Origin of the sequence: Shewanella sp. SM29, from assembly GCF_025654245.1 — a bacterium.
Lineage (GTDB): Bacteria > Pseudomonadota > Gammaproteobacteria > Enterobacterales > Shewanellaceae > Shewanella > Shewanella oncorhynchi.
This window is the reverse complement of record NZ_JAKKRN010000041.1, coordinates 1-21,866: the sequence shown is the minus strand read 5'-3', so window position 1 is coordinate 21,866 and position 21,866 is coordinate 1. Positions and strand designations below refer to the sequence as shown.

General features: G+C 46.1%; 20 protein-coding genes. 7 read left to right on the top strand and 13 right to left on the bottom strand.

Annotated elements, in window-relative coordinates; translation table 11 throughout:
- Nucleotides 1-34 precede the first annotated feature (34 nt).
- Nucleotides 35-1,426: a tetratricopeptide repeat protein gene (locus tag L5L77_RS20245; RefSeq protein WP_219234996.1), complete on the top strand. Its 1,392-nt coding sequence runs from the start codon at nucleotides 35-37 to the stop codon at nucleotides 1,424-1,426.
- Nucleotides 1,427-1,496: 70 nt separating this feature from the next.
- On the opposite strand, the gene L5L77_RS20240 is transcribed toward L5L77_RS20245, so the two are convergent.
- A complete protein-coding gene (locus L5L77_RS20240; protein ID WP_263186501.1) occupies nucleotides 1,497-2,408 on the bottom strand; it encodes a bile acid:sodium symporter family protein in 912 nt (303 codons plus the stop codon).
- 380 nt (nucleotides 2,409-2,788) lie between these two features.
- Here L5L77_RS20240 and L5L77_RS20235 point away from each other — a divergent pair, with 380 nt between their 5' ends.
- From L5L77_RS20235 to L5L77_RS20225, 3 genes are all read left to right on the top strand, one after another.
- Complete coding sequence (locus tag L5L77_RS20235) at nucleotides 2,789-4,126, top strand: coproporphyrinogen III oxidase family protein (protein WP_105250563.1); 1,338 nt, start codon at nucleotides 2,789-2,791, stop codon at nucleotides 4,124-4,126.
- A 132-nt stretch (nucleotides 4,127-4,258) separates the two neighbouring features.
- On the top strand, nucleotides 4,259-4,492 hold the full coding sequence (locus L5L77_RS20230; protein ID WP_011787794.1) for a hypothetical protein: 234 nt from the start codon (nucleotides 4,259-4,261) through the stop codon (nucleotides 4,490-4,492).
- A 46-nt stretch (nucleotides 4,493-4,538) separates the two neighbouring features.
- A complete protein-coding gene (locus L5L77_RS20225) occupies nucleotides 4,539-5,480 on the top strand; it encodes a DUF4424 domain-containing protein (protein WP_263186500.1) in 942 nt (313 codons plus the stop codon).
- A gap of 53 nt (nucleotides 5,481-5,533) precedes the next feature.
- On the opposite strand, the gene L5L77_RS20220 is transcribed toward L5L77_RS20225, so the two are convergent.
- Nucleotides 5,534-7,534: a ligand-gated channel protein gene (locus L5L77_RS20220; RefSeq protein ID WP_263186499.1), complete on the bottom strand. Its 2,001-nt coding sequence runs from the start codon at nucleotides 7,532-7,534 to the stop codon at nucleotides 5,534-5,536.
- A gap of 125 nt (nucleotides 7,535-7,659) precedes the next feature.
- On the opposite strand from L5L77_RS20220, the gene L5L77_RS20215 reads away from it, so the two are divergent.
- The gene (locus L5L77_RS20215; protein ID WP_263186498.1) at nucleotides 7,660-8,619 is read left to right on the top strand and encodes a LysR family transcriptional regulator; all 960 of its coding nucleotides are present in this window, start codon (nucleotides 7,660-7,662) and stop codon (nucleotides 8,617-8,619) included.
- A gap of 14 nt (nucleotides 8,620-8,633) precedes the next feature.
- Here the strand turns inward: L5L77_RS20215 and L5L77_RS20210 are convergent, their stop codons facing one another.
- From L5L77_RS20210 to L5L77_RS20200, 3 genes are all read right to left on the bottom strand, one after another.
- Complete coding sequence (locus L5L77_RS20210; protein WP_105250566.1) at nucleotides 8,634-9,413, bottom strand: hypothetical protein; 780 nt, start codon at nucleotides 9,411-9,413, stop codon at nucleotides 8,634-8,636.
- Between the two features lie 299 nt (nucleotides 9,414-9,712).
- Nucleotides 9,713-10,651: a LysR family transcriptional regulator gene (locus tag L5L77_RS20205; RefSeq protein WP_263168491.1), complete on the bottom strand. Its 939-nt coding sequence runs from the start codon at nucleotides 10,649-10,651 to the stop codon at nucleotides 9,713-9,715.
- A gap of 28 nt (nucleotides 10,652-10,679) precedes the next feature.
- Nucleotides 10,680-11,537 (bottom strand): DMT family transporter, encoded by an 858-nt coding sequence (locus L5L77_RS20200; RefSeq protein ID WP_131525530.1) that lies wholly within the window; start codon nucleotides 11,535-11,537, stop codon nucleotides 10,680-10,682.
- A gap of 193 nt (nucleotides 11,538-11,730) precedes the next feature.
- Here L5L77_RS20200 and trmL point away from each other — a divergent pair, with 193 nt between their 5' ends.
- Nucleotides 11,731-12,195 carry a tRNA (uridine(34)/cytosine(34)/5-carboxymethylaminomethyluridine(34)-2'-O)-methyltransferase TrmL gene (gene trmL, locus L5L77_RS20195; protein WP_259566074.1) on the top strand — a complete coding sequence of 155 codons (465 nt, stop codon included), beginning with the start codon at nucleotides 11,731-11,733 and terminating at the stop codon, nucleotides 12,193-12,195.
- Between the two features lie 29 nt (nucleotides 12,196-12,224).
- Here trmL and L5L77_RS20190 read toward each other — a convergent pair whose 3' ends face one another.
- Entirely contained in the window at nucleotides 12,225-12,776 is a 552-nt protein-coding gene (locus L5L77_RS20190) for a hypothetical protein (protein WP_263143259.1), read from the bottom strand.
- Nucleotides 12,777-12,988: 212 nt separating this feature from the next.
- Here L5L77_RS20190 and L5L77_RS20185 point away from each other — a divergent pair, with 212 nt between their 5' ends.
- Entirely contained in the window at nucleotides 12,989-15,016 is a 2,028-nt protein-coding gene (locus tag L5L77_RS20185) for an alpha/beta hydrolase family protein (protein ID WP_263143261.1), read from the top strand.
- An 88-nt stretch (nucleotides 15,017-15,104) separates the two neighbouring features.
- Here L5L77_RS20185 and L5L77_RS20180 read toward each other — a convergent pair whose 3' ends face one another.
- From L5L77_RS20180 to L5L77_RS20150, 7 genes are all read right to left on the bottom strand, one after another.
- Complete coding sequence (locus L5L77_RS20180) at nucleotides 15,105-16,568, bottom strand: M16 family metallopeptidase (RefSeq protein ID WP_263193043.1); 1,464 nt, start codon at nucleotides 16,566-16,568, stop codon at nucleotides 15,105-15,107.
- A complete protein-coding gene (locus L5L77_RS20175; RefSeq protein ID WP_198572369.1) occupies nucleotides 16,565-17,896 on the bottom strand; it encodes a M16 family metallopeptidase in 1,332 nt (443 codons plus the stop codon). The genes L5L77_RS20180 and L5L77_RS20175 overlap by 4 nt, the downstream gene beginning before the upstream one ends.
- A 137-nt stretch (nucleotides 17,897-18,033) precedes the next feature.
- Nucleotides 18,034-19,431, bottom strand: a complete 1,398-nt coding sequence (locus L5L77_RS20170; RefSeq protein WP_263193045.1) for an amidohydrolase — start codon at nucleotides 19,429-19,431, stop codon at nucleotides 18,034-18,036.
- A 258-nt stretch (nucleotides 19,432-19,689) separates the two neighbouring features.
- Nucleotides 19,690-20,106, bottom strand: coding sequence for a hypothetical protein (locus L5L77_RS20165; RefSeq protein WP_113940298.1), 417 nt, complete (start codon nucleotides 20,104-20,106; stop codon nucleotides 19,690-19,692).
- A 311-nt stretch (nucleotides 20,107-20,417) separates the two neighbouring features.
- Nucleotides 20,418-20,864, bottom strand: coding sequence for a DUF6985 domain-containing protein (locus tag L5L77_RS20160; protein WP_131525536.1), 447 nt, complete (start codon nucleotides 20,862-20,864; stop codon nucleotides 20,418-20,420).
- 11 nt (nucleotides 20,865-20,875) lie between these two features.
- Nucleotides 20,876-21,427: an SMI1/KNR4 family protein gene (locus L5L77_RS20155; RefSeq protein ID WP_263186496.1), complete on the bottom strand. Its 552-nt coding sequence runs from the start codon at nucleotides 21,425-21,427 to the stop codon at nucleotides 20,876-20,878.
- A 205-nt stretch (nucleotides 21,428-21,632) separates the two neighbouring features.
- Nucleotides 21,633-21,866, bottom strand: a 234-nt coding sequence (locus L5L77_RS20150) for a transposase (protein ID WP_263186495.1), incomplete at its 5' end; no start/stop codon positions are given.

Here is a 21,866-nt window from a genome sequence, read left to right as displayed (position 1 = left end):
CGCTTACAAGTACCCGCTTAACGACAAGGATGTTATGAAGATATTCACTATTGCTACTCTCCTATTACTGTTGACCGTAAGCTTTGCAGCAACTGCAGAAAAGTCCGCGCTGGAACAGCTATTTGAGCAACAACAATACAACGCTTTCTTGCAACAAGCACAGCAGCAAGCAGCAGAGAACAATGCTGAGGCGTTATTCTTACTGGGTAAAGCCTACCATCTCGGCCGTGGCGTCACGCAAGACAATGCCACCGCCAGCCAATACTATGAACAAGCCAGAGCCTTAGGTTCGGCCCGTGCCAGCCATAATCTAGGCAGCATGGCGCTGGATAATGATCGAAAAATGCAGGCCATCCCCTTGTTAGAAGAAGCGCTGGCGCGGGGTCTTAAACTACCGACCTTATATAACCTAGGACGAGCACACAGTCCGGCAGATCCCAGCTCAAGGTTCTATCTAGCGAAAGCAATCACTGCGGCGCAGCAAGCGGGGAGTTACTTTGGGCAAGCCTTTGAACTCCAGCCCGATAACCTCTATCTGGATAATGCCTCACGCGAGTATCTGCGTGCTTATTTAATGGCGATGCAAAGTGTCGGCAACGAAAGAGAAAGCCTCAACATCCCGCAGTTACGCCAGCAAGCCATAAAGTGGCTAGAATTGGGTATGGCAGCAGATGACGGTACGGCGTGGACAAACTACGGCGCCCTACTGTTAAATGAAAATGACTACAGCGGTGCGAAAGCCGCATTTTTACAAGGTGCTAAGCATCAAGTTGCCATCGCTAACTATCATTTAGGCAGCATGGAAGAGCGCGGTTTGGGCGCAGAAGCCGATAAAGTGCGAGCACTGGCATACTACGAGAAAGCAGCGTTAGCCGGCATGGAACAAGCTAAAACGCCCGCATATAATCTGCTTAATGCACAACTAGAATACGAAAATGATCTCACGAAATTGGAACAGGGCATTGCCCGCTTTAATGCACTAAAACAGCAAGAACAGTATGTTCCCATCTCACTGGACTCAGTTATTCATCGGATAGCGTGGGGCACGTTTCTGGCACAGCAGCGACAACAGATTATTTCGCTGCCAACAGCGGCCAAAACCCAATTAAGCTTGCAGGCCTGTGGTTTAGGCTACAACCAACTGCATGGCAGCACATACAATATTGGAGAAAACTCTCACTGGCGTATGGCGGCGTATCTCACCTTAGCTGACAAAATCGCCTTACCACTAGAAGGCAGAGTCGATGAACATGGCTGCGCCAGTTTAACGATTACCATGACAGATCAGCTGTATCACTTGTTACAACAAGGTGCCGTATTCGGATTACGCTTTCCCAACTACACACTGCCACTGGCATTAAGCCGGCAAGAAAATATCTTGCAGCTAACACTCATGCCTGTCGAGACCCCATTACCGGTTAATTAGTCACAGCAATTTAAGCCTGTGGCCACGCTTGCTCAGGTCACAGGCATTGTCTATTTTCGACAGCAACATCTTAATCTTGCGATTCCCTCGCCCAATATCCCGCCAACATGGCGCCAGACAAATTATGCCATATCGAAAATATCGCGCTGGGAATGGCAGAAATAGGACTAAAGAATTTAATACATAAAGCAGTGGCGAGACCGGAGTTTTGTAGGCCAACTTCGATGGAGATAGTTTTACAAACTGTGTGGTTAAAGCCTAATAAACGGCAACAGAAATAGCCTAATGCGAGACCAAGGCCATTATGTAAGAACACGGCCAGCAGAATTATGGGGCCAACTTTATCAAACTGATTGGCATTTAACGCCACGATAATCGTAATCGCCATCACAATTGCCAAGATAGAAATCAGTGGCAATGCAGGAGCGACTTTAGCCACCAGCGATTTAAAAAAATGATTGATAATCACGCCAAAGCTGACAGGGATCAGCACAATTTTCACTAAACTCAGCAGCATATCGGCGAAGGGTATATCGATCATTTCCCCAATCAACAGCTTAATAATCAGTGGTGTTAACACCACGCCCGCTAAGGTTGATAGTGCCGTCATGGTTATCGATAAAGCCACGTCGCCTTTCGCTAAATAACAGACCACGTTTGAGGCGGTGCCGCCTGCAACACTGCCTACTAGCACCATGCCTATGGTGAGTTCCCTATCTAATCCTAATAACAGGCTGATCAATAATGCACTGAGCGGCATGACAGAAAATTGCAGCACGAGTCCTGCGAGTACCGCACGTTTCTGTTTGAAGGCATTAGCAAAATCCTGAAGATCTAAAGTGAGCCCCATAGATAGCATGATGATCACCAACAGCGGCACTATGGCGGATTTAAGCTCAGTAAACCAACTCGGCATCAGATAAGCTGTCATTGCGCCTATCAGTGCCAACAGCGGGAAGAAGCGGTTTACGTTTGCCAACATAGCGGGCCCTTTACATCAAGAGGTTATTTTTATCGTTCGGATGATGACAGCCGCCCCTTGGATAGACAAGCGCTAATCCGCCAGCAACAAAATGCCTAGAATGGTGATTTTCAATCTCAGCATTTAGACTGACGCGGTAAGCTAACCCCGCAAATCTACAATAAATTCCGCTAAAAAATACATGATAAAAATGCATTCTCAATCGCTAAAACATGATCTGCTTAACAAAAAGCCCGTGATTTCCTTGTTAGGAAACCGTAACTTATAACCAGTTCACGTTTTAACAATTACATACGAGGTAGTCTTATTGCGCTAGGTGGTCGTGAATTACCTAAAGCAATTTCGGTGTTTACGGTTAGCACTCTCAGATAGGAATCGTTATGTCATCAGTTATTCAAACGCTCAGCGGCGCTATCGCAACGCCTTATCAAGCGAATATTACCGTCCCTAACTGGATGCTCGGCTCGATGGAACGGGTCATGCAGTACTATGTCGATAAGAATCTTCGCCTCGATACGCTTTCCGCAGAAATGATGCCAGCACCGGTTGAAGGCAAAAAATATATGCTATACGCACATATTCCCTTCTGCCATACCCTGTGCTCTTACTGTACCTTCCACCGTTTTATGTTTAAGGAAGACAAGGCGCGTGCCTACTTCATCTCATTACGTAAAGAGATGGAAATGGTCAAGGCCCTCGGCTATGACTTTGAATCTATGTACATTGGTGGTGGTACCACCACGGTATTAGAAGACGAATTAGCCCGTACCATAGAACACGCTAAAACCCTATTTCCTAGCATTAAAGAAGTCTCCTGCGAGTCCGATCCGCAGCATTTAGACAGCCCAGGCTTTAAACAGCTCAAAGGCTTAGTGGATCGCATGTCTATCGGCGTGCAAAGCTTTAATGACGATATTTTAAAAATGACCGACCGACTCGATAAATTCGGCACGGGTCAGCAAACCTTCGACAAGATCATGGGTGCCAAAGAGTTGTTCCCTATTATCAACGTCGACCTGATTTTTGGCTTCCGCGGCCAAACCGATGAAGTGATCCAACACGATCTCGACATGGCATCGCGCTTAGACCCAAGACAAATTACCACCTATCCGCTGATGATCACTCATCAAACCCGTAAGAGCGTTAAAGGCAAATTAGCGGCGCCGCAAGCGGATATGGCAAACCAATATCGCCAAATATTAAACAGTCTTAATGGTCAATATAATCAATTGTCTGCATGGGCATTTGGTAAAACCGATGACGAAGGATTTGACGAATACGTTATTGATTACGACGAATACTTAGGGGTTGGTTCGGGCTCATTTAGTTTCTTAAATGACACGCTTTATGTGAACACTTTCTCGCTACGTAAGTACCAAGAACGCATCGCAGCGGGTCAAATGGGTGTCGAGCAACAAAAGAACTACAGCAAAAAAGACGTGATGCAATATCGCTTTTTGCTGGGCATGTTCTCCGGCCGTTTATCGCGTAAATATTTCCGCGAAACCTTTGGCGTCAATTTAGATACCGCCTTATTTAAAGAAATGACGTCAATGAAACTGATTGGCGCCATCAAAAACGACCCAACCGATCCCGACAATCTGATCGTCACCGACAACGGCAAGATGATGGGTCTATTGATGATGAAAGAGTTTTACTCAGGCATGGATAACGTGCGCGCCCAGTTGCGTAAACCGCTCAAACCCTGTGATATGTAACACTTATTGATGATTGTTGATTCATAAAGACTAAACAGGCCCTTCGAGGGCCTTTTTGTTAACTCGGTTTAAAGGTAATCTTGCCCAGTACTATTAATTGAGCACAATCCCAACAATAAAGGAGTATTCGTTATGGGTTTTAATGAACAAGAAAAACAAGCCTTATTAGCACTCAAAGGCGTTGGCCCGACAGTAATTAAACGCTTCGAAGAAATTGGCATCAGCTCGCTACAACAACTCGCCCAACACGAAGTGGATGATATTGCTAACTTAGTCGCCAGCATGCTGCGCACTACTTGCTGGAAAAATAGCCCACAAGCGCGAAATGCGATAAGTGCGGCCATCGACCTCGCCCGCGCGCAATAATCGTTCCCCATTGATACTAAAACATCCAACTAGAATTAAGAAGTACATGTCAGCACACTTAGCCATACCCCTTTTTGCTATAGTTTTACTCGTCTACGGAGAAACTGCCTCTGCCAACGACAGCAGTTTTGGCGATGCTAATGGCTCTATTACCTTGAAATATCAGCCTAATATCAGTATGGATAAAGAGTCCCTCTTCATCAGCGAGACCGAAGTCAGGGTCGATTATGTGTTTACCAACACCAGTTCACAGGATCTTATCGTCCCCATCGCCTTCCCCATGCCACCGATGTTTTTTGGCTCCGCCGATCACAGCAGCATTGATAACTTCACCCTTAAAGTGAATGGCAAAACCCAGCCAACTCAGCACAGGCTGGTTGCCCAACTTGCCGATAAAACCGATATTTCAACCGAGCTGGAACAGCTTGGCTGGGGTGTAGATGAAGTCGCTTACTTTGCCGAATATGCCGAAGTCCCCAAGGGTAAACCCGCACTCCCCAAGCAATGGTTGGATGAGAACCAACAAATCGCCTTTACCCTAAGCGATTACTTTGTGTGGGAACAAACCTTTCCCGCGGGCCAATCTGTCTCCATCAGCCACAGTTACACGCCAAGCCTCTCAACGGGCATCCCCGATACTGCCAATAGTATTATCGATACTTACACTGAACTGGCCTGTTTAGATGAAAACGCCAAGCAAGGTATTCGGAAGCGTAATCTCGTTGTCAAACAAGACGGCGAAGATGTTGAATATGGCGTGGAATGGAGCCACCTTAGCTATATTTTGGTCACGGCCAATAACTGGCAAGGGTCAATTAAGGACTTCAAACTCACCCTGAAAAAATCCCAGCCCACAGATCTCATTAGCTTGTGTTTTGATGGCGAGCTTAAAAAAACTGACCCACTCACCTTTGAGTTCCAGCAAAAACAGTTCACGCCAAAGCAAGATCTCAGCGTCCTGTTTATTCGTAAACCGAATTTTGAATAATCAAAAAAGAAGCCAGCTAAGTGCTGGCTTCTTTATAACTCGCTATTTTTAATTTAAAAACTATAGGTCATACCTAACCAGTAACGGCGGCCATCTTCGATATAACCGTATTCTTCTTGGGTAATTTCCTTATCGAAGGCGTTATAAATGCCCGCGCTAAATTTCAGGCTATCGTTCAACTGATAGTTAGCCCCCAAATCCAGCAGAGTATAAGAAGGGGCGATTAAACTGCTCGATGAAGGTCCTGTCGTCGGTTGGCTCTCTTCGCCACGGTAGTTCACCCTTAACCAAGTGCTTAAATTATCAATAGGCTCGTAGTTGAAAGACGCTTGGATCAAATGCTTAGGCAATTGATTCAATGGGCTACCTTTATAAACACCTGTCTTTTGCTCCGAATCCGTATAGGTATAGTTACCCGTCAAACTCAAGTTTGAGCGAATGCGATAGTCGAAACTCAGTTCAATCCCTTGGGTCACAGCTTCGTCGACGTTCACATAAGTCGTTGGATTAGAACCAAATTGATTTGGACCATCAGTACATTGAGTCGCAGGACAGGCAACGCGGGTGATCTTGTCATTAAACTCGTTATAGAACACACCCGCGCTGGCGGTAATGCTCTCGGTCAGATCAGAATACAAACCTAACTCGTAGTTAACTGAAGTTTCAGGTTGTAAATCTGGATTACCGTACATGTTGCCACCGCGGCTAACTTGTCCCCAGTCGGGCACTGTCTGGCGTAAACTCGGCGCCCTAAACCCTGTTGATACACCGCCCTTTAAGGTGGTGCTGTCGGTTAATCCCCACACGCCATAAACGCGCGGACTGACATGATTACCAAAGTTCTCATCATCATCCAAACGCAGCCCCATGGTCAGAGCAAAGTTATCGACAATGCGCCATTCATCCTCAGAAAACACCGACCATTGTTTGCGACTAATATCAGTTAAGTCACTCACTTGGTTACCTGTTTCGTCGGTGAGATCTTGATGGTTGAATGCTGCGCCAAAGGTCGCTGTATGACTTTGGCCTAACGTAGTGATAAGGCTAGATTGCGCATCCGTGTTAGTGATTTTCATCTTACGGGATTTATTATCAAACACTTCATGCTTGATATAACTATCCGAAGTACCAAAGTCCCAACGACCTGTATGTGAAAGGGAGAAAGTGCTGTTTTCATATTCTGTCGTTGAAGATTCAGGGCAACCGCGACGACCACAGGCTTCGCCCGGTGCTAACGGTGTGACGGTTTTACCTAAACTGCTGTCGAGTTCTTGGTTAGAAGTACCAACTTCAAACATGATATCGTGATTTTCATTGGGTGTGAGCGCAAATCTCGCGGTCAAGTTAGTCGCATCGCGACCTCGGTAACCACCATAGATTTGATCTTCTTCACGCTGGGTATATTGACCATAAAGTTGCATCCCTAGCAGATCTTTGATCAAACCACCGTTGACGAAAAAGTTGCCTTGATACACATTTCCCGAGTCAGACTTTTCCTGCAAAGTGCTGTCGAGTCGCACCTCACCCTGCCACTCGTTTGGCACTTTGCGAGTGATAATGTTAATTACCCCACCAATGGCATCCGAACCATAAAGTGACGACATAGGCCCACGAACGATCTCAATTCTATCGATAGCAGCCAATGGTGGCGTCCAAGCGCCTTCAACGCCTGGGCCATCACTGTTGGTCCGTGTCTCGCGCGAGGATTGGCGTTTACCATCCACTAAAATTAACGTGTATTGGCTACCCATGCCCCGCAGACTGATATCCTGACGGTCTGCACCGCCCGTAATCACCACGCCGGGCACTTCTAACATGGCATCGGTTAAGTCGCGGTAGAAGCGGTTATCCAGATCCTCACGGGTGATCACGCTGATAGAAGCTGGCGCATCGCGAATTTGCTGTTCAAATCCCGATGCAGTCACTACGATTCTTTCCATCATCTTTTCTTTATCTGACGCGGTATCCGCAAGGGCATTTGTTACTGGTACTGTGGGCAACAAACATAAAGCGGTGATCACTTGAGCGAGGTACTTCTTACGACTTAACAACATAACCGACAAGTCTCCATTAGAGCAAAGATTGTAAATGAGAACAATTTTCAATACGGCAATGTATCTCTATGTTACAATCAGCTCAAGTTAGACTTTAGGTATTCACTTGTAAGAGTTACTTAAAAATGAATAAAAACATGATCAAAGGGATGATCGTTTTTGCGACAATCGCAGAAAAGGGCTCAATGAGTGCCGCAGCGCATCAATTAAATCTCAGCTCGTCGGCGGTAAGTCAGCAAGTGACCAAGCTCGAAATGGACATGGGGATCAGCCTGTTTCACCGCAATACCCGCAACCTCACGCTCACCGAAGCGGGCAGTTTGTTCTATGAGAATTGCCGCAAGGTCATAGCGATAGTCGAAAGCACAGAGCAGAAACTTAATAACTTGAAAGGTATTCCATCAGGGGAATTAAAGATTGCCGCGCCTATAGGATTTGGCGGCGGCCTGTTAAGCGAACCTTTTAATTACCTGTTGGCAGCACATCCACAGATAAGTTTGAATTTACTGCTGCAAGATGGCCCAATAGATATAGTCAACGACGGTATCGATCTGGCGATTTGCATCGGCCCCTTATCGGATTCCAACCTAATTGCCCGCCATTTAGCCGATTGGCGTATGTTACTGTGCGCCTCACCCAATTATCTGCCAATGCATAAAAACCTTAGCCACCCAAAGGAGTTAGTTGAATTAAATCGGATCTATCACACTTATGCTAAAGGCGATATCTTAACCCACGCCTTCAGCCAAGAGTGTTTTGAACTGACAAGCCAGCGAATTAGCGTCAACAATATGCAGGCGTTAATTCAACTCACACTCGATGGTCTAGGATTTGCCGCCCTGCCCGAACCTGAAGTACACAAATACCTCGAAAGCGGCCAACTTGTCACCCTATTACCCGAATGGTCACTCAATACCTACAGTGTTTATAGCGTAACGTCGGCGCGGGATAAGCAGCCCGCAAAAGTAAAAGAAGCGCTCAATGCACTTAGCCAATACTTTAGTCAGGCAGATTTTACAGATAATTATCATAATCGTGCCCCAGCACTCAGCAATATACTATTCGATATGAATTTAAATTTATAAAAACTAATTTACAATTATTTATTAAGCATGTTAGCTAGAGCTTGTAAATTAATAGGTGTCACTTTTATAATACCTTTCCCTGGAGCGTCTATTTCAGCAATCATCAAGAATGATAATGAAATCATTGCAGGTAAGATAAATAACAAACCTAACTTCCCTTTAACTTTCCTTGCATTATAACCAATCAATATATTGCAATTAATTGCAATAACCACCAATAAAATCCAAGCTGCTAATGGAATTTGATGACGCCATCCAGCAAAGGTTTTCTGTTGAGCGAGTACAATTTCGTTAATACTGGCAATCACTAATGAGGTCACAGGAGTTTGTTTCTGGGTAGTTTCATGCACCGCTGTTTCCCATAATACTTTCTGCAAATCCAACACTTTCATCCTAATAAAGTCAATACCTTCAGGCGATTGTGCATCATAAATATTAATTCGTTGCTGTAAATATTCTCGTAGTGTGGCCTTCATTAAATCACGGCTCGATTCAGTCAATAAATCTGCTCGCATAAAACCAGTACGAATAACAAAAGCCTCATACTCTTCCGCTGCCTGCCGACTATTGAAGCCACTTATTGACATCGATAACGTAAAACCAATAATTAAACCAAGAAGAGATAAAGTAGCTCCTAGTATTACTCTAAAATCTTCATCGCCCTCATTATTACTAACGCCCTTCCTACCGATAACTTTTTTCCCAATCCAAGCGGACAGAAATAGCACTATAAATGAACCTAAAAACAATCCAATTGAATATAAAGTTAAACCAAAAAATTGAATATCAAGCAAAGTTTCAACCTATTTAATCATAATAAAACTTAAACCTATGTAATAAAAAAGAGAACCATCTCTTCTAAATAAATTATAGGCCTTCGAAAATTACCTTCGAGAAGTTTAGCCCCGAGGTCCCTAGCTATAAATTTGACCAACTCGCAAAGGTGGTGCTCTGGCATTATATTTACTTATCTATTATTTACAGTAGTCAAAATCCAATTAAGATATTTCCTACAAAAAAACAAGATGCCACTGGGACGATGAACTTAAATCAACCATTAAAAACAGGGAGGGAAACGATACAAGCTATTAATTTATAATGATAAATTATTATCTCGCACTTGGCTAATAATCAACTCTCGCAGCCATTTATGGCTTAAATCATGCTCAAAGTGTTTGTGCCACATCAATAAATACGCGCCGGGGATCAATTTAATGGGTGATGGTAAAGACTGAAGCTCAAAAGACTTCATCACAGCCAAGGCATAGCGCGAAGGCGCGCAGAGGATCAAATCGCTCTGTTCACACAGGGTAAGCGCGCTCTGAAAGTCGGTCATATTCACGGCAATATCCCGTTTACGGCCCTCGAGTTGCAACACATCATCCAGCAACCAATGCTCTAAACCGCCAAAGGCCACTTGCAGATGGCGATAACTCAAGAAGGTATCTAAATTCCATTCTTGTGTTAACGCCGGATGATCACGACGCATCAAACACACGGGATAATCCTGCACTAACTCAACATGGCATAAGTCATCGGGAATATTATTCACATGCATGGGCGAGCGCTCATCCCACTCGCGGCAACCTATGGCTAAGTCGATGTCGCAGCGCAGTAATCTGTCCATGGTATCGAGTCGCCACGTTTGGCAATTGAGACTCACACCGGGCGCTTGAGTGAGCAACATGGGCATAAAATGGGGAAAGGTCAGCGAATAGGTGGTTTCGACCAAATGCATTCTAAACTGTCGTTGGCTCAAGGCGGGTTCGAAGGTATCCGGCCGAGTAAATTGCGCCAATTGCTGTAAGCATTGGCGCAACTCAGGCGCGAGTGACAAAGCCTTGGGCGTCGGTTTTAGGCCGTAGGCGGTACGCTCAAATAAAGGATCATCAAACACTTCCCTCAGACGTGTGAGCTGTTTACTCACCGCCGACTGGCTCAAATGCAACCGCGCAGCAGCGGCGGTCACGCTTTGCTCCTCAAGTAGAATTTCGAGTACGGGCAGTAAATTCAGATCCAAACGTTTTAGCATCTATGCCTCATTCACCCCAAAATAATGACTAGGGTTGCACTTTTTTAAATGGATTTAACCTTAAATTCTGCGGCAATTTCATCAATAACAGTGACAATAAAATCACCGCTATTCCCATCCATTGGCGCATATCTAAAGTTTCCCCCACAATCATGACCCCTAATGATACGGCAACCACAGGGTTGACTAAAGCGACCATACCCATGATTTCTGGCCCTAAGTTTCTCATAGACCACAGCCAAGCCCAATAGGCAACGGCGGTGTTGGCAATCACTAACCATATCAGTGAAGGTACAAGCGTCATACTCGGTAGCTGCGGTGGCCCTGCCATAAACCAAGCCAGTGGGATCAGCATCAAACCGCCCAATAATAGCTGCCACGCGGTCAGCACTAAAAAGTCGCCCACATCCCACTTTTGCATCCAGCGAGAAGAAAAGGCAATTAACGTAGTGGCGCTCAACATGCACAACACGCCGATAGGATCGAGATCCGCCGAAGGGTTAAGCAGTAAAATGACCCCACCTAATCCCATCAAACCTAATAATAACCACTTCATTCCTGGGCGTTTTTTATCAATGAGCCAAGCCAGTATTAAGAAGATGAGCGGCAGAGTGGCCCCTAAGGTTCCCGCCACTGCGCCCGGCAAACGGTAAGCGCCGATAAATAGCAAGGCGAAGAAGGCACCAATATTACAAAAAGCGAGCAAACCAAGCTTTGACCAAACCAAAGTTGGCAAACGAGGACGCAGCATCAGCATTAATATCCCCGCAGGCAAGGCACGCCACACGGCTACCCAGTAGGGCGACATGTCATGTAAGTAGAGACTCACTAACGCATAGGTAGTCCCCCAAAATACAGGAGCGAGTAACGCAATAATAAAGGGCATAATGACTTCTTAGAAAGTATCTTGACGCTGAGATATATTACTTTGAGATAATAAAACAGGCAAGCCTTGAGATAACAATTCCACCAATTACAACCTCTATTGCATGAACTTAGCCAAATCCACTCACAACAGACACTGCGCTTGGGCGCCGTTTGCCGTATAATCGGCCGTCATTTTCTACAGGCGGGCCAGTATGTTCCATATCGCACTCTATGAGCCAGAAATCGCACCTAACACAGGTAATATCATTCGCCTTTGCGCAAACAATGGCTGCCAGCTGCATTTGATTGAGCCATTAGGTTTTGATCTAGAAGAGAAAAAGCTACGCCGCGCGGGTTTGGACTATGCCGACTTAACCAATGTGACTCGCCATAAAGACTTCGATACTTTCCTCGAAGCTATGGCTGGCAAGCGCATTATGGCCTGCACCACTAAGGGGAGTCGCCCGCATACTGAGCTGAGTTTTGCCAAAGACGATGTGCTGCTATTTGGCCCAGAAACCCGAGGTTTACCGATGGCGATTATCGAATCCATCCCCACTGAGCAGAGACTACGCATCCCCATGGCGGCCACCAGCCGTAGCTTGAATCTGTCTAATGCGGTGGCAATTATCAGCTATGAAGCGTGGCGCCAACTGGATTTTGCTGGCGCACTTTAAGCGCTATCGAAGGTAAATCGGATTGGCGACTAAGGAGATGGCGCGACTGGCGTCATCTCTATCCCGCGAAAAAGCTGATAGCGATCAACATCATCATCTAAATATTGAATATTCTGCGTCCATTGCCATGCGTTAGCTTGAGCACCCGCCCCCTTTACCTCAAACAGTAATTGAATTAACGCAGACCGGGCAGTCACCACGCCCTCACCCAGCAAAGAATAATCGCCATTTTGACGATATAAGCTAAAGACTTGCTGCTTCTCTTGGGACACGCCATCGTAATAGGTCAACAACACTTGCTCGCCCTGCTCCCTAAACCACCAGGTTTCACTATAGGGCGCACGCGTGCCAACACTCACAGACAATAACAGCTGCCGCATATCATGGGAGCAAAATCCGGTGACTGTGACTTTTCGTGGCACTTCCCCCACTTTGGCGGCATCGCCCACCCATTGACCGGTAAACTGAGGGCAAAACTCACTAAAACTTACCTTAGCCGCGTGCGCAGCCAGAGGAATAACAGTACTCAGTGCAATTGTCACTCCCCATAATAGTCTTAATCGGTTGATTTTATTCTGCATCTACCTAGTCCTCAGCCGAAATATCACCCTAGATTAGCCTGTAATTCTGTCATCAACAAATCACAATTAGCCGACAACCATTCACAGATGCTTACACAAAGCGTCCCGCTATGGGTTATCACTCAGTTTGCTTTCATGCTCGGTTTCTATACTCTCGAATCTGCACTACAAATAAAATCATTATAACTATATGTATGATAAGGAGACTCACAGTGAAGAAGACAGGAATCTTATTGCTCTGTCTGTTGATGCCATTCGGCTCAGCATTTGCGGAGCAGGGTAAACCGCTCTCGGTGGAATTACTCTGGCAACTTAAGCGTATTGGTACCCCAGTCGTATCGCCCTCTGGTGAGCATATTATTGCGCCAGTCACAGAATATGATCTGAAGGAAGATAAAGGTTCGACCCAGTTATGGCGTTTTGATGGCGAAGGTAAAAATAATCGCGCTATTACAGTCAAAGGGTTAAAGGTGAGCGAGCCCGTGTTTTCGCCCGACGGCAAAACCTTGGCCTTTGTGAGTGAGCGAAATGAAGACGACGCAGGCCAAATCTACCTATTGCCTATGGACGGTCCGGGTGAAGCGCAGCGCTTAACCGACATACCTACTGGCGTAAATGGTATTAAATGGGTTGGCAAGCATTTGTATTTCATCAGCAATGTATTCCCAAATCAAACATGGGACGAGATGAAAACCCAACTAAAAGCCGACGAGGACAATAAGGTCTCCGCTCGCCAGTGGAATGCTTTGCCCTACGCTCAGTTCGATCATTGGTTAGATGAACGTCGCCAAGCCCATGTATTTAAGATCCCCGCTTCGGGCGGCGAAGTCGAATCCGTGACGCAAGCGCTCGGCCATGAGTTACCACGCTCGAGCCAAAGCAGTTCAAGTTACGATATTTCGCCTAATGAACGCTTAATTGCCTTCAGTACTTATGGATCAGACAACCGTGTCGACCCTAAACTGGATATTTTCCTTGCGACGATTGGCAGTGGTAAAGCAGAGAATATCACCCCAGAAAATCAAGCCGCAGATGCTGATCCCAGCTTTAGTCCCAATGGCAAAACGCTGGCTTTTACCCGTCAGAAAATCCCCGGTTTCTATGCCGATACCATAAGGCTGATGTTACTGGATATTGATAGCCGCAAACTTAATACGCTAACACCAGACTGGGATCGCTCGGTCAGCCAATTTAATTGGACCCCCGACAGTAAAGGCTTTTATGCCACCATCGAAGATGCCGCCACTAACCGCATTTATCATATCGATGCCAAAAACGGTAAAGTCAAAGCCATTACAGAGGCAACTGACTTTGGCCAACCCGCCATAGGCAAAGACGGTGAACTGATTGCCACCAACGAGAGCTTTTTGCACCCAGCGCGCTTGGTCAGCATTAATCCCCGCAATGGTAAGACGGTACGCCTAGAGAATTTTAATGACGATATTCTCAAAGATGTTGATTTAGGCACTTACGAATCAGTGACCTACAAGGGATATCAAGATCAAGATATTCAAATGTGGGTTCACTATCCCCCCGGATTTGATCGCAGTAAAAAATATCCCCTCTTTATGCTGGTTCACGGCGGGCCACATAACGCCATTACCGACGGTTTCCATTACCGTTGGAACGCACAAACCTTCGCCTCTTGGGGATATGTCACTGCTTGGCCAAACTTCCATGGTTCTAGCGGCTTCGGACAAGCGTTTGCCGATGCGATTAACCCAGATTGGAAGAATAAATCCCTCGAAGATGTGCTCAAGGCGGCCGACTGGTTTAAACAGCAAAGCTGGATAGACAGCGACCGCATGGTGGCGGGTGGCGCAAGTTACGGCGGTTATCTGACCTCAATTATTTTAGGTCAACCACATCCCTTTAAAGCCTTGTTGATCCACGCTGCGGTTTACGACATGTATTCACAAATGGCGTCGGATTTTGCCGTGCACAGCACCCGATTTGGCAACTACTGGGATAATCCTGAGCTGTATAAAGCTATTTCTCCGCATTACTTTGCGGCTAACTTTAACACTCCGACCTTAGTCAGCCACGGTCAGCTCGACTACCGGGTACCTGTGGGACAAGGATTTGAACTGTTCCGCACCCTGCAAACTCGCAATGTGGAATCACGGATGATTTACTTCCCCGATGAAAATCATTGGGTTATGAAACCCAATAACTCTATCTATTGGTATAACCAAGTGAAAGATTGGATGACCCATTATGCTAAGCCAGGTGGACAATAAACGCAGCACCTAGAACCTAGAACAGAAAAGCAAAAGGTCTGCACTATGCAGACCTTTTCTTTATCGAATCAAGCCTCGCAATGATGGCTTATTGGCCAAATCCCGTGGCTTTAATATCGACGGTTTGCACTTTGCCGTACTTAGCAGCAATCGGTGCAATCTTAGCCGCATTGCCAATCAGCACAAATTGCAGATCTTTTTGCGGGAAGTAAGTTTTCACTAACCTTTGGGTTTCTTCTAAGGTCAAACCATCCACCTTAGCTTGGAACTCATTGATAAACTTATCATCGAAACCGTACAAATACATGCCAGATAAGAGCCCTGCCAGCTGACCTGAGGTTTCAAACTGAGGCGGGAACTGACCCTTAACATAGGCTTTAGCCGAATCTAAAGTCGCTTGATCTACACCTTTCTCCCATAAACGTGCATAGGTTTTTAAGGCTAGATCCATCGCTTCTTGAGTGGTTTCCGTCTTAGTGAAAGTGCTGATTGTGAATACGCCCGAATCGGTATAAGGGCTAAAACCTGAGCGCGCGCCATAGGTTAGCCCCGCGTTCACCCGCAGCTCGTCGTTAAGCCAAGAGGTGAAACGACCACCTAAAATAGTGTTCACTACCGTTAAACCTACATAGTCTGGATTGTCACGACTAATACCTAAGCCCCCAATCACAAAAGTAGTTTCGATTGCATCGGGTTTATCCACCAGCAAGACTTTGGCCTCACTCAACTGAGGCAAACCTTGGTTTAAATCAGGCTGCACCAGCTTTTCGCTGCCCTGCCACTGACCAAAGGCTTGCGCCAGCTTGGCTTTCATCGTCGCCACATCAAAGTCACCCACAACAGTTATCGCGGTATTGGAAGGTTGATAGTAACTCTTATGGAAGGCGCGCAGCTGCGACACAGTCACTTGTTCAAGCGAATCACTGTTACCCGAAGCCGCATTACCATAAGGATGTGCACCAAATACGAGCTTATCGAAGTAACGACCAATCACCGCCCGCGGGCTCTCTTTATCCTGCTGCAGCCCAGCAATCGCGCGCTGTTTGAGTTTATCGAACTCGGCGGCATCAAAATCAGGCGTTAACATCGCCGCGCTAAATAAGCCCAGCATCAAGTCAATGTCCTTCGCCATAAAGTCAGCACTCAGATAACTGCCTTCCTTATCCGCTTCGGCCACTAAGCTTGCACCGAGAAAATCCACTTGCTGCTCGATATCAGCCTTAGATTTCCCCGCCGCACCTAACAGCAAGCCTTCTGCTGTCATTTGTGCCACGCCTGCGGTGGTGTCATTCACTGCACCAGCGCGTACCACGGCATTTAAGGTAATTAACGGCACTTCGCGCTGCGGCATTAAGTACACAGTTAAGCCGTTATCTAACACAAACTTATCGTAACTTGGCATCGCAAAGCTGCCAGTATCGACCCGTTTTGGTGCCGATGTCGTAGCACAACCCGCTAAGGCTAAACTTGTGCCTAGGGCTAATGCGGCCATTAACTTAGACGATTTCCCAAGTGATGCCATCTTAAGTGATTTCACTGCTGTCGATTTCATAGGGAAGACTCCTCAGTTGCCGCCAGCACAGCCACAGTGCGATTCGATTTACGTAAGTAGGTTTGGGCAACTCGTTGAATATCCGCAGGCGTCACCTTGTTATAGGCTTCAGGTGCATTAAATAACTTGTCGTAACTGCCAAAATACATCTCATAGGTGCCTATGGTATTAGCCTTACCATTAATGGTTTCCATCGAGCGATAAAAATCCATCAACTTAATATTTTTAACTTTATCCAGTTCTTGCTGGGTAACACCCGTTGTCGCAATCGCATCGATTTGTTCAATCAACGCATGCTCCAGCGTCGAGGCTTTCACCTCAGGTGTAGCAACACCCATCACATAGAAGAGGTTAGGATCGACCGACATCGGCATGTAGGTTTGCGCTTCTAAGGCCACTTGTTTATCAACCAATGATTGATATAAACGCGAGCTATTACCTTGGCTTAGAATCGAGCTTAATAAATCCAGCGCATAAAAATCCGCATGGGTTGCCGCCGGAATATGGTACGCCAACATTACGTTAGGTGTGCTGACCGATGCCTTTTGTACAAAGGTGCGACGCTCACCCTTTTGCTCAGGTTCGACAGTGCGAATCGCTTTAGGCGGAGTCTGTGCCGGAATAGGCGCAAAGTACTTGTCTGCCAAGGCTTTTACTTGGGCAAGCTTTACATCACCGGCAATCACGACCACGGCATTGTTCGGCGCGTAATAGGTTTTATGGTACTGGACTAAATCTTCCAGCGACCAAGCGGCGATATCCGACTCATGGCCGATCACCGACCAAGAATAAGGGTGGGCTAAAAATGCCACGCCTTTGATTTCGCCTTCGAGAGCATTCCAGTTAGAGTTTTCTAAGCCAGTGGAACGCTCCGACTGCACTACACCACGTTCGCTATCGACCATGGCTTGGTTGATATCTAAGTTAGCGATGCGGTCAGCTTCGAGATCGAACATAGTTTCGAGCGCATTGGCGGGGAACCAATCGGTATAAACCGTCATGTCTTCAGTGGTATACGCATTGTTCGCGCCACCTGCGGCTTCCATAGTACGGTCGAACATTTTTGGGCCGTACTTTTTCGAACCGTTGAACATCATGTGTTCGAAAAAGTGCGAAATACCGGTAATGCCGGGCACTTCGTTACGTGAACCGACCTTCCAAAATAAATACATGTTGGCATTGGGAATTGAGGCATCTTCTAGCACCATGATTTTCATGCCGTTATCTAGCGTGAAACTCTTAATGTCTTCTGCCGTGGTGGCCTGTGCTTGGCTTAGGGGGTTCAAAAGTCCCATGGCCAACACCAGAGCCGATAGCGTGCGCTTCATCTTGTTCGCTCCTTGCTGTAAATATCCACATATAGAGGTAAATTGTTTAACAAATCAAGCGCAGGAAGCGTATCCCGCGCCGATTTTTTGTAAGCTCAAGTTATACCGCAGTGCTTACGGAATAATACGTTAGCCACTTATTGGGCTTTGAGCGCCGTTAACGCCACTTTGGTCATGGCCTCAACGCCCACTTTTAGCGCGCTTTCATCCACATAAAATGCCGGGGAATGATTGCTAGCCGCCGTTTCAGGGTCAGTTCCCTTTGGCGTAACCCCAAGGAAGAAAAACATCCCCGGTGTTTCTAAGGCATAGTAAGCAAAGTCTTCGGCACCTGTGATTAACCCAGGTTCAATCAGCATCTTATCGCCCACCACACTCGCAAGCACAGGCCGCATACTGGCGACTAATTCGGGATTGTTGACCACCACAGGATAACCTTGATGGATCTCAGTAGTGGCAGTCGCCCCTAAGGTTTTCGCCGACAGCTGTGCCATTTCCGCTAGACGCAGTTTAATATCGGCGCGCATAGGTTGGTCGAAGGTGCGAATTGTACCAATCAGCTCGACTTCATCAGGAATAATATTAGAGCGAATACCGCCATTGACCGCGCCAAAACTCACCACTGCCGGCGCTTTAGTGATATCCACCTGACGGCTGACGATCGTTTGCACGTTAGTGATAATTTGTGCCGCAGCGACAATAGGATCGACCCCATTCCAAGGACGCGAACCATGGGTTTGGCTGCCTTTCACTTTGATAGTAAAAGAGTCTTCACTCGCCATTGCTGGACCACTGCGCAGGCCAATCATGCCACTCGGCATGCTCGAGGTCACATGCATACCAAACACTTGGGCAGGTTTACGCTTAGCAAACAGCCCTTCCTTTAGCATCAATTCTGCGCCGCCTTCTTCCCCGTCTGGCGCGCCTTCTTCGGCAGGTTGGAAGATAAACATCACATCACCCGCGAGGCTGTCTTTCACTTTCACGAGGTTTTCAGCCACGCCCATCAACATTGCCACATGGGTATCGTGCCCACAGGCATGCATCACCCCCACTTTTTGATCACGATAGGTATCGGTCGCTTTAGAGGCAAAGGGCAAATCAACCACCTCAGTCACAGGCAAGGCATCCATATCCGCCCGAATCGCAATCAAGGGACCGGGCTTGCCGCCTTTCAGCTTCCCGCCTTTCAAAATGGCCACCACGCCCGTATGCGCCACACCCGTTTGTACTTCTAATCCTAAGGATTTCAGATGTTTTTCAATAATCTTGCTGGTGCGAAACTCACGGTTAGACAACTCAGGATGTTGATGCAAATCACGACGCCAGTCGATCACCTTTTGCTCCACACCCGCCGCCAACTTAGCCGCATCCGGCATAGCACTGGTCGCCGCTTGTACCGAATTAAAACCCGTGCCCATAAAACTCAAGGCTAAGGCCGACGCGAGTAAGGTCTTGGAAAAACGGGATTTATTTACTAGGGGCTTAAATTCAAATGATGTTGATGCAGCAAGTGATACAGAGGGTAAAGTCATAGCGATAGCCTATTGTTGTTTTTATAAGCTACCTAAACTACACGGACAAGGAGGAATTGTTAATAGATTTAGTGATAAAGGTAAAAGAGACTGTGCTTCATTAGAGGCTGTCTTTAACCGTCATTCCCGCAATGCTTGTGGGCGGGAATCCAGCTTTTAGATAAATCAACCTGAAAAAAGATAGGGATGGCGGAGCTCAGTTAAAGAAACTCAAGGCAACGGAAAAGCTGTCCTAATGCTTGGCATCGTTAGCTTTAGTCACAAAACAACAAATTCACGATTTTCTTTAAAACCACATGGCCATCGGCCTTGGCTATACAACTCAGCCACCTCACTCCATACGCCCTTTTGTCTGAGAGCGGCCTCTCTCGCTGCCATTTTGAAGGCAAAGAGTGCGCCGCCTCTAAAGCTCTCAGTAAAATCATGAGGACCATACACAAGCAAAGGATGTGACCGGCCAATTTTTCTCAGAGATCTGAGCGCCGATTTATACACAAGCATCTCCGCGTCTTTTGTTTCCTCACATTTTTTCGGACCATTCAAAGGATCCTCTTGATCTCTGCTTGTAGGCAGCCACTCCCATCCATATGTAGAACCCAATACGCCTTCAATGGGACTTGCAGCCGAGAGCCAGTCAATAAATTCAACTTGTTTGGCTAGATATTCAGGTGTCATAAGAAGTTAACTCCGTGTTAAAGGAGTTTCAAACTGAAGCAGTAGTTTGAACTTCCAGTGAGTAAAGCGAAGGATTTTAAACGCTTTGTTACGTTTTGGCTCCTTAGCTTGGTTTACCCGCCAAAGTCTAGCCACCCATTTTAAATCAACAACATAATGCACTTTCGGTTTCTCTACCACCTATACTGGCTAAAATTACTTGAACAAGAGCCATCATATATGGATGTCTGGCTAAGATGCTTAGCTAAAATTGCCTTTCTGAGTAACACAGTATTGCACGGGTATAACGGTAGTGAAATTTAGTCAGCAACTCACAAAAAATTAAGCTCTTCATCTTGAAGGGATAAAGTACTATCAATGGAGGCTAATAACACACCATAGGTGTAACCGCAGTTGCCCACAAAAATCACTTGATTACCATTGAGTACCATCACCTCTACCCCATGATCGGTTTCCCAGTTGCAGGAGTAATGATAACGAATTGCCCGAGTCTCCATTGTGCTGGTGTCATCCAATATAATGTACAACGGCTGGGTATTTGCGGCTATTTCATTGATGGTATTTAAAGAAACCTCCAAATCACCGCAATAATCTTCAAAGTACTTATGCATTTTGAGCATAGCATTTAGAATTTGATGCTTCGTCTCTTGTGTCATCAGAGAAACGTCTTCGAGCATTTTTATGCGTAACTTATCGTTGCCCTGAAGCTCACCTTCAATAATCAGTTCACTAGGTTTGTTGAATAATGGATCGTACATTTTTGTTATCCTTAATCCTCAATTAATTCATCTGGATATAGCGCGATTTGCGCCAAGGATTGTGCAAAAAATTGGCTTAGATCTGGGCTAATAAAGTCCATCATATCGGGGTCATGGGTGTATGCTATCACTTGTCCCATTTGGCCTAATGCCGAGGGCGAATGATCTGCAATCAAGAGTAATGTACCGCCCCCAAATTGGGCAAAGGGCAACCAACCTTCTTGATACCATCCTGATTGGATTTTAGGATCCCGCACTTCTGGCTCGTGGTAATTAGCGTAGTGCTGGGCCCGTTTTTTCATTCGGTCACGAAATTTAAGCGATGAGGCTAATGACAAAAAATCATACCGGCAAAAGTAATCTTTTCGGGCAAAGACTGTGCTCCACTCATTGCCGCCATTGGCATATACCCAAAGCTCCCTTAGCGGAGAAACTAGTTTAAAACCTAATTGTTTTTCGGCTTCATCTAAGACTAAGTTTGATAAGCCACGATCCAGTTCTAATGTTTGATTCATGTTGGCGTAGATAGCACTCAATGCTTGTAGATACGTCTTAACATCCATTGTATTTATTCCTTCATCTTGACACTTGGCCGCAGTGTTAATCCGTTTGCTTTATACCGCTAACATATACACTTGGCGAACTTAGTTAATCGAATTAACCACATAAATTCTATTTTCATATTGCTACGACAGATTTTGTCGCAGCCTTCTATTACTTACTAAGCCGCTATTCCAGTCATAACTTATTAACTAACCTGAGATCGGTTTAACTAGCCATAACTGTAATAGCATTAAACTCTGCGTTAGTGATGTTCAGTTGTGGCTTATTGTCTTTCAATTGATAGGCGATGAGTCCCGCAATCATGTTGAGCATAAAACCATGTACGCTGCGGTGTCTAGAGTGCTCTATTTGAGAGATGTTTTTTAACTGGTCGTTGATGGTTTCTATGATGAAACGTCTAGACAGCATCGCTCTATCCCACAACGACATCGCTTTTAC